Origin of the sequence: Arthrobacter sp. H14 (genome assembly GCF_000520495.1) — a bacterium.
Taxonomy (GTDB): Bacteria; Actinomycetota; Actinomycetes; order Actinomycetales; family Micrococcaceae; genus Arthrobacter_C.
This window is the reverse complement of sequence record NZ_KI914661.1, coordinates 31,721-38,510: the sequence shown is the minus strand read 5'-3', so window position 1 is coordinate 38,510 and position 6,790 is coordinate 31,721. Positions and strand designations below refer to the sequence as shown.

Annotated in this window: 9 protein-coding genes and 1 pseudogene; 2 read left to right on the top strand and 8 right to left on the bottom strand. The window is 60.5% G+C overall.

Going from position 1 to position 6,790, the window contains the following annotated elements:
* From Y707_RS32870 to Y707_RS26125, 4 genes and pseudogenes are all read right to left on the bottom strand, one after another.
* Positions 1-151, bottom strand: a pseudogene (locus Y707_RS32870) (aldo/keto reductase); the annotation flags it as partial.
* Between the two features lie 155 nt (positions 152-306).
* On the bottom strand, positions 307-507 hold the full coding sequence (locus tag Y707_RS29940; protein ID WP_275451218.1) for a DUF305 domain-containing protein: 201 nt from the start codon (positions 505-507) through the stop codon (positions 307-309).
* A gap of 132 nt (positions 508-639) precedes the next feature.
* The gene (locus Y707_RS0113770) at positions 640-1,164 is read right to left on the bottom strand and encodes a DUF4383 domain-containing protein (RefSeq protein ID WP_081744875.1); all 525 of its coding nucleotides are present in this window, start codon (positions 1,162-1,164) and stop codon (positions 640-642) included.
* 16 nt (positions 1,165-1,180) lie between these two features.
* The gene (locus Y707_RS26125; RefSeq protein ID WP_035781771.1) at positions 1,181-1,390 is read right to left on the bottom strand and encodes a helix-turn-helix domain-containing protein; all 210 of its coding nucleotides are present in this window, start codon (positions 1,388-1,390) and stop codon (positions 1,181-1,183) included.
* 332 nt (positions 1,391-1,722) lie between these two features.
* Between Y707_RS26125 and Y707_RS29935 the strand changes: the two genes are divergently transcribed.
* Entirely contained in the window at positions 1,723-2,367 is a 645-nt protein-coding gene (locus Y707_RS29935) for a cupredoxin domain-containing protein (protein ID WP_081744874.1), read from the top strand.
* Positions 2,368-2,657: 290 nt separating this feature from the next.
* On the opposite strand, the gene Y707_RS26115 is transcribed toward Y707_RS29935, so the two are convergent.
* The 3 genes from Y707_RS26115 to Y707_RS0113745 form a co-directional block, all read right to left on the bottom strand.
* A complete protein-coding gene (locus Y707_RS26115; RefSeq protein ID WP_051442014.1) occupies positions 2,658-3,137 on the bottom strand; it encodes a hypothetical protein in 480 nt (159 codons plus the stop codon).
* Positions 3,134-3,607, bottom strand: a complete 474-nt coding sequence (locus tag Y707_RS29085) for a cupredoxin domain-containing protein (RefSeq protein ID WP_162150225.1) — start codon at positions 3,605-3,607, stop codon at positions 3,134-3,136. The genes Y707_RS26115 and Y707_RS29085 overlap by 4 nt, the downstream gene beginning before the upstream one ends.
* Positions 3,608-3,758: 151 nt before the next feature.
* Entirely contained in the window at positions 3,759-4,538 is a 780-nt protein-coding gene (locus tag Y707_RS0113745; RefSeq protein ID WP_026535510.1) for a hypothetical protein, read from the bottom strand.
* A 442-nt stretch (positions 4,539-4,980) separates the two neighbouring features.
* On the opposite strand from Y707_RS0113745, the gene Y707_RS0113740 reads away from it, so the two are divergent.
* Complete coding sequence (locus Y707_RS0113740; RefSeq protein WP_026535509.1) at positions 4,981-5,601, top strand: hypothetical protein; 621 nt, start codon at positions 4,981-4,983, stop codon at positions 5,599-5,601.
* Between the two features lie 656 nt (positions 5,602-6,257).
* On the opposite strand, the gene Y707_RS26105 is transcribed toward Y707_RS0113740, so the two are convergent.
* On the bottom strand, positions 6,258-6,790 hold a 533-nt coding region (locus tag Y707_RS26105), incomplete at its 5' end, for an NlpC/P60 family protein (RefSeq protein WP_173401464.1).

Sequence of the window (6,790 nt, the reverse complement as noted above, 5' to 3'; positions counted from 1 at the left end):
CGGTGTCGAAAGTGCTGATCCCGGCGTCGAGGGCGGCATGCACACACTGGGTGGCGACGTCGTTCTCCACCTGTGAGCCGTGGGTGAGCCAATTGCCGTAGGTGATTTCCGAGATCTTGAGGCCGCTGTTTCCGAGGTATCTAAAGTCCATACCTTCGAGCCTATCCCGGCTCGAAGAATACTGCATGCCGTCTGGCTGAGTCCGGCGATGAGGGCCACAGCCGATGTACAGGGACCATTCCATATGTCCTTGGCGGGCGTCTGCTGCATCATCTTAATTTCTGGGGTCTGCGATGCAATGAATTTTTACGGTAAGAAAAGTTCTGTGTCTGTGGAGGCGCCGGTGGTCTGCGGTAATCCCCAGTCCCGCAGCAGGGCCAAAATTTGCCCTTCCTGGTGCTGCTGTGCCCGCGCAATGTCGAAGGCAATGGTACGGACCTCCGGATCAGTGTACTGTTCCCGGATGATTATGGACATTTTCATCGCCTGCGCGTGGTGGCGTTGCAAAGTAAGTGCCGCTGCATCCGAATCACGTATCGTCCGCGGAGTGTTCTGACCACAACGGGCGGTTTCAAGACCTTGAACTGCTTCCTGAATTCCTCATCATCGCCGGTAAATGGTTCCCGCTGCAGTGGCGGTTCAATGGGCTTTATCCGCTCGGGTCGTACGCGTGGTCAGCAAGAGGGCCAGGGCGGTCATGCCGAGGCCCAGCCCGAGGTGCAGCCAGTTGTCCGCCCCGTTCAAGGGCACGAAATTCGCGGCTGACCCACTGCTGAGCAGACCGTAGAGCCACAACAGGAGGTAGATCACTCCGCCAACGATCAGGTACGTACGGGCGCCGGATACCGTTTTTGCCAGCACGATCCCGGCCACTCCATAAAGCAGATGAACGAGGTTGTGCAGAACGGAAACCTGGAAGACGTCGAGGAGCATGGCCTTCGACTCGTGCCCGGCGAGCTGCAACGCCCCATAGTTGGTTGTGATGCCCGGAATAAATCCCAAGACGCCGACGAGTAGAAAAACGGCGCCGATGGCAAGCGACGCCTTTTGTATAGTGGTGCGGTCGCGCTGGAGATGTCTTGACGTTGGTCCAGTAATGGTTGTCTCCTCTAGGAATTCTTTCGGCAAGGCGAAAGAAAAGATCGCGGATGGTCGGGCTGTCATCCTGCGGGAAAGTAAGTCAGTCCGCCGTTCCTTTTGGGTGGGAGCCGCTGGCTTCGGGCATGTAGGCCTCAACGGCGGTGGCCGGGATACGGAATGAGCGGCCGAACTGAACAGAGGGCAGTTCACCCGAATGCACTTTGCGGTAAACAGTCATTTTGGACACGCGTAATGCGCCCGCGATTTCAGCCACCGTCAAGAGTTCGACCGGATGAAACTTCTGGTCCATTAGATGGTCCTCAGCCGGTGCTGATCGGTGCATGACAATATATGGTTCATGGGATCCCCCCCCCATTTATGCGGCCGCGAGGCAACTGCTTTACCCGTCGACCACTTCCTATAGAGGATTCGGCGAGAACACCTGAATGGATTGGTAGCTTTCCACCGGGTACCGGATATGAGGTCACAATCAGGCAGGAAAAATAAAAATGTACCTCGGCCCATCCGTCGCCCCGGTAAGTGACGAATCCCATATAGCGGTGGGTCTTGAGTGCAATCCACAACTGCGTCGAACGTTAAGGACCACTTCAACCGACTGGATCCCCGCGGAAAGGCACCATCATGAACACCAGCAAAAAAGCTCTCAGTATCGCGTTCGCTGCCACACTGGCCGGCGGCGCAACCCTGGGTACCGCCTCGATCGCAACCGCTTCCGGACCGGCAGTCAATACGTCGGCCATGGTGTCGGCAATGACCCAGGCCGCTGAAGTAACCATCACCATTGACGACTTCGCCTACAAAGTCTCTGGCCCGGTCACCGCCGGTGCCACGGTCACCGTCATCAACAACGACGACGTGCCCCACACCGCGACCGACGCCGATGGCTCGTTCGATACCGGCATCATTGACGCCGGCGCGACGGGGTCGTTCACTGCACCGCAGGAGCCGGGCAAGTACACCCTTATCTGCACCATTCATCCGAATATGTCCGGCATGCTGACGGTGGAAGCCGCAGGCAGCTCCATGGGGGATAACTCCATGGACGATGGCGGTTCCAGCGCCGGTGGCACCGGATCCTCAGAGGACGGCGCCACCGGAATGGAGCAGCAGGTCAGCCCCATGCCAGAAGGCGGTGCCGATACGGGTGTGACGGAGCAGGGCAACGCCTCCAACCTTGGCGTCGTCGCCCTCGGTGGAGGATTGGTCCTGGCTGTGGCCGCAGGCGGAACCTATGTGGTGCGACGCAACGCTTCAGACCGGACATAAGGGACACCCTCCCAAACACAAATAAGGCCGGCTGCCGCGGAAATCCTAACGTTTTCCGAGGCAGCCGGACTGTCTATGCGGCGGCCGGTCTGTTTAGCGGTGTTGGGTTCACTGATCCGGCTGGTAAGTAGTCGGACGATCGCCGCGGGATACTGCCATGAGACCGATTGACTTGTAAAACAGTCTCATGGCCAAGTCACAACCCTGCCTGTGTCCGGCTCCGTAGCCCGGTATTCGGCTCGGGCAGTCCGGCGGGGATTTTCCTGCTTGCTGCACCTGGCAATGGTTTTTCAGGGCCGGTCATAGGATGGTTGACGTGCGTCGTCATTCATGTGTCGTCTCTGTCTCCGTTCCAGTAGCGCGAAGCCGACGACGGCCAGGAGGCCTGCGGCGCCTTCGGCCACGGCGGTGAGCGTTTTTTCGAAGAACCATACCGGTTCATACATGGCGGGAATCGGGCCGATGGCCGGTACATCAACGTACCGGTAGAGCACGACGGCGACGAACGCGGCTAGCGCCACCACGGCTGCGACCACATAGGAGGCGCGGCTGCCGCGAATCAACACGTATAGCGCGGCGAGGATTGCCGCGGCGGATTGAATCCGGAACAAGTTGCCCTGTCCTATGCCGTCCGGCGCTGCGAGCTGGTAGTTGCCGGCCAGCTGCAGGTGGATGACCGCATCGATCGCCAGGGCCGCCGCGATCAGGATGCGCAGGACGATCAGCAGTGGGGCGTTCCTGCTTCGGGAGGTCGATGATCTGCTTTTCATTCGACCACCAGGGTGGCCATCATGGCCGGATGGATGGTGCAGATGTATGGATACTCGCCCGGCTCCTCCGGTGCCGTGAAGGTCACGGTTTCGCCGCCCTCGAACTGAACATCGAAGACTCCTTCTTCTTCGGACGTGACTGTGTGCGGGGCTAAATCTTTATTTACGACGGTGATGGTTGCGCCGGGGCTGACGGATTCCGGGCCTTCAAACTTGAAGCCCTCGACGGTGATGACAACTTCCTGGGAGGACTGTGACCCATCGGTTGATGGTTCCATGGAGGGCGAGGATGATTCGTCGGCCGTCGCCTTGGTGGTCGCGGGCGGTGTTCCTGCGGCCATGCTGGAGGAGGAGGATGTCTGCGGTGCCGGCTCGTCGACGGCGGTATCTTCGCCTGGGGAGCCGCATGCACTCACTCCAACCAGGGCTGCACCCATCACGATAGCGAGAGTGTTTCTTCTAATATTCATGGTTGTCCCTTTCATCGCGTACTGCTTGAATTTTCTGCCCGGGGGAGCGGCGGGATTAAAAGGGACGGCCCCTCCACCAATAGGCGGAAGCGGCCGTCCCACTCGGCGTGGATCACAACCAAGGTCACGATCGACAGTTTAGGCGTGAGCCTTAGCGGCCGGCGACCATCTTGCGGCGCAAGGCGTAAGCACCACCGGCTGCGGCGAGAAGGCCACCGCCGAGGGCGATCATGCCGATTTCGCTTCCGCCGTTGCCGCCGTTGGTGGCAGCCGCGGTGGTGACGCCGGTGTCAGCGCCACCTGCGGGCATCATTTCCAGGGCACCGCACAGGGCCGGAGCGGTGGCTGCCAGGGGCAGTTCCGGAACCAGGTTGGACTTGGCGCTGGCGGCTGCCTCGCTCAGGCCGGCAGGGTCAATGCCGTGGACAACGATGACGCCGGTTCCATCAGCGAGAGCGTCCTGAGTGTCCTCGTTCAACTCGAAGGTCTCCGAGTAGGTGAACGCTCCACCGGAAGGAGCAACGCTGATGTCCGTGGCGGCTGCCGGGCTCTTGTCGGCATCGCCGAGGGAGAGGGTGGTGCCGATTTCACCGTAGGAGGGCAGGCCTTCGACGGTGTCGACGATTCCGTCGCCGTTTGCATCATCGGCGGCGATGGTCGGGCAGGTTCCCTGGGCGGCGATGTGGATGTGCTGAACGTGCGGGAACGCTGCGTCGTTGAATGTTTCGGCGAGACCGGAGGCCTCAAGGTTGACCGTAGCCGTGGAGCCCTCGACATTGACCCAAGCGCTGCCGCTGGCGCCGGTCTCGTTGATGTCCTGGAACGTGGTCGAGTAGGAGCCGGCGGCGTGGTCGGCCACCGCCGGGGCTCCGGCCATGGCGGTCAGGCCCAGCGCGACGGCGGGGGCCAGCAGAAATACTTTCTTCTTCATGTCGATCTCCTCCTGAGGTTCACGCGGTCCAACCCTTGCACCGCACAGGCAATTCGCTGTGACCGACATCATGGATTGGTCCAAGGGGTACCTTTCATGGGGATGGTCCTGCCATCACCGCTTCGGACACTCCCACGGATCGACCGGCGTATATTGTGCCGTCGAAGATGAACAGGATAAAGTGTGCGCAGCAGGCCGCTAATCGGGGAGATCCGAAGCGCCGACCTTCGATCCATCCAGACCATAGGGTGAATCCCGTCCTAATGTTTACGCCCGGGCAAGGCACGGATGGGGGAGCGGGTCGAACCAGAAACTCCACTGCAGTTTGGGCGGGGGGCGCCGGAGAGCTTACAAACCAACCGGGCTGCGTGAGTTGATTCCGGCCTATCGGAGCCTCGGATAATTGCCCGGCCCCAATATAGCCATAGATGGGAAGATTCAGATGGACCCCAAGAAGTTGCTCGGCGCAGTCGCCGTCGCCTCGTTGCTGATGACCGGCTGTGCAGCGACCGCCTCCGACTCACCCGAATCCCCAAGTTCCCCGGCCTCCCATAGCATGGCCGACGGAACCGAGATGTCCGGGGCCGAGCATGGGGAGCACCAGCCCGAACATCAGAATGCTCAAGGGCCCTCAGAGGCCGCCCGGATGGTCTGCAACGGTCAAGTAGTGCAAAGCGTGAGCGACGTCCTCGGTCTGGAGAGTGAACTCACCCCCTCATCATCATGGGACAAACCCATGTTCACCTGCACCTACGACGTCGACGGCAAACCACTGGTGTTCTCCGTACATGACGCCACGAACGTGGCTGAGGGCAAAAAGCACTTCGCTGAACTCCAGAAGAGCACAGACAACGCGGAAGACATCAAGGGGATGCTGGGACTGGGCATGCCGTCATTTTCCACAGGTGACGGAATCGTCGCCTTTTTGAGGGATGGCAAGACTTTGCTGGTTGACGCAACAGCGCTTCCGGTCGGCTTGGGGCCCAATGGGTCTAAGACGCAGCACGATGCAGCGTATGCCCTTGCCTCGGCGGTTCTGGTCTGCTGGGTGGATCACACATAAGCAGCACTGACAAGTCTGCGGCCACCGGCAATCCCAATTGCGCGCCGCGGTGGGACACGCTCCGGAACGGCGGAGAGCTTCGTCCACTCCATCAGGACGCTGGGTGGCAGGTCCTCGGCAAAGCCTGCGAATAACCGTCCAGTCAGGGATATTCAGCGTAGGCTGCACGGCGCACTCCGCATCCGCTCGACTGTGCCAGGCGGCGCGTATCTGAACCTGATTGGTGTCCCTCCTGCCGGCTGCTCACTTGTAAACGGCGGCGACCTGGAATGCGTGTTGAGAGCGATCCTCGCCCTGTCTAGTATGAACCGGCGTCGATTTCTATGGCACCGCGAGGAGGTTGCCTGGGGCGGCGCAGATATTCGCATGGTCGATGTTGATACAGATGAATTTCGTCATTTCGGCAACCATGCCTTCGCTAGGTATGCCTCCGCCAGGCGGGGTACATCCAGGCACATTCCAAGCAGGTTGCGATGCATTCCTGCCAGTATGTCCCGGTCGATCTGAATAAGACCTTGGGGTAGCAGTTCAGCATTGACGTTTTATGCCATATCTACTGTGCAGGGGCGGCGGCGCTGGGGCGATATGATAAGTGCCCGGCTGGATACTTCCGGCCGGGCACTTTGGATCGTACTATTCAGTTATTGGGCAGCGTCTTAGCCGTTGACCCGGTAGTAGACCGGTCCGGAACCGACGTCAACGCTCTTGATGACAGTCTGGTTACCGTTCCAGCCACTGTGAATTGCTTGGCCGCCACCGATGTAAACGGCATTATGGGAGAAGCCCAGGCCTCCGTCGGCGTAGTAGATGAAGTCTCCGGGCTGCGGGTTGGAGACCTGGGTGGCGTACCCCATCAGCGATTCGGGGGACTCGTCGCCGACACCGCTGATGCCCGCGGCCCGCAGTGCCTGCTCACCCAGAACGGTGCAGTCCTGGATGGCACCGGCACCGAGCTGGGCATTGGCCGAGGCGAGGATAGCCGCGTTGGTCGACGTTGCGGGGATTTCGCTATAACCCGAGCTGGCAAGGCTCACGTTCGAAGCCGACGAGTTATTTGTGGAACTGGCCACCTCCGCTGCGGGGGCAGGGGATGCGGGCGTTACGGATGTTGAGGCACTGACCGTGGCGGCGACTGCAGTGTTTCCGCTGCCGGAGAGCGCAATGGTGTCTCCCGGGTAGATGACCGAGT

Bases quoted from the DNA above. Each gene is read 5' to 3' on its own strand.
- Y707_RS29935 (WP_081744874.1), top strand. From the start codon at position 1,723: ATGAACACCAGCAAAAAAGCTCTCAGTATCGCGTTCGCTGCCACACTG.
- Y707_RS26125 (WP_035781771.1), bottom strand. From the start codon at position 1,390: ATGGACCAGAAGTTTCATCCGGTCGAACTCTTGACGGTGGCTGAAATC.
- Y707_RS0113740 (WP_026535509.1), top strand. From the start codon at position 4,981: ATGGACCCCAAGAAGTTGCTCGGCGCAGTCGCCGTCGCCTCGTTGCTG.
- Y707_RS26115 (WP_051442014.1), bottom strand. From the start codon at position 3,137: ATGAAAAGCAGATCATCGACCTCCCGAAGCAGGAACGCCCCACTGCTG.
- Y707_RS0113770 (WP_081744875.1), bottom strand. From the start codon at position 1,164: ATGACAGCCCGACCATCCGCGATCTTTTCTTTCGCCTTGCCGAAAGAA.
- Y707_RS0113745 (WP_026535510.1), bottom strand. From the start codon at position 4,538: ATGAAGAAGAAAGTATTTCTGCTGGCCCCCGCCGTCGCGCTGGGCCTG.
- Y707_RS29085 (WP_162150225.1), bottom strand. From the start codon at position 3,607: ATGAATATTAGAAGAAACACTCTCGCTATCGTGATGGGTGCAGCCCTG.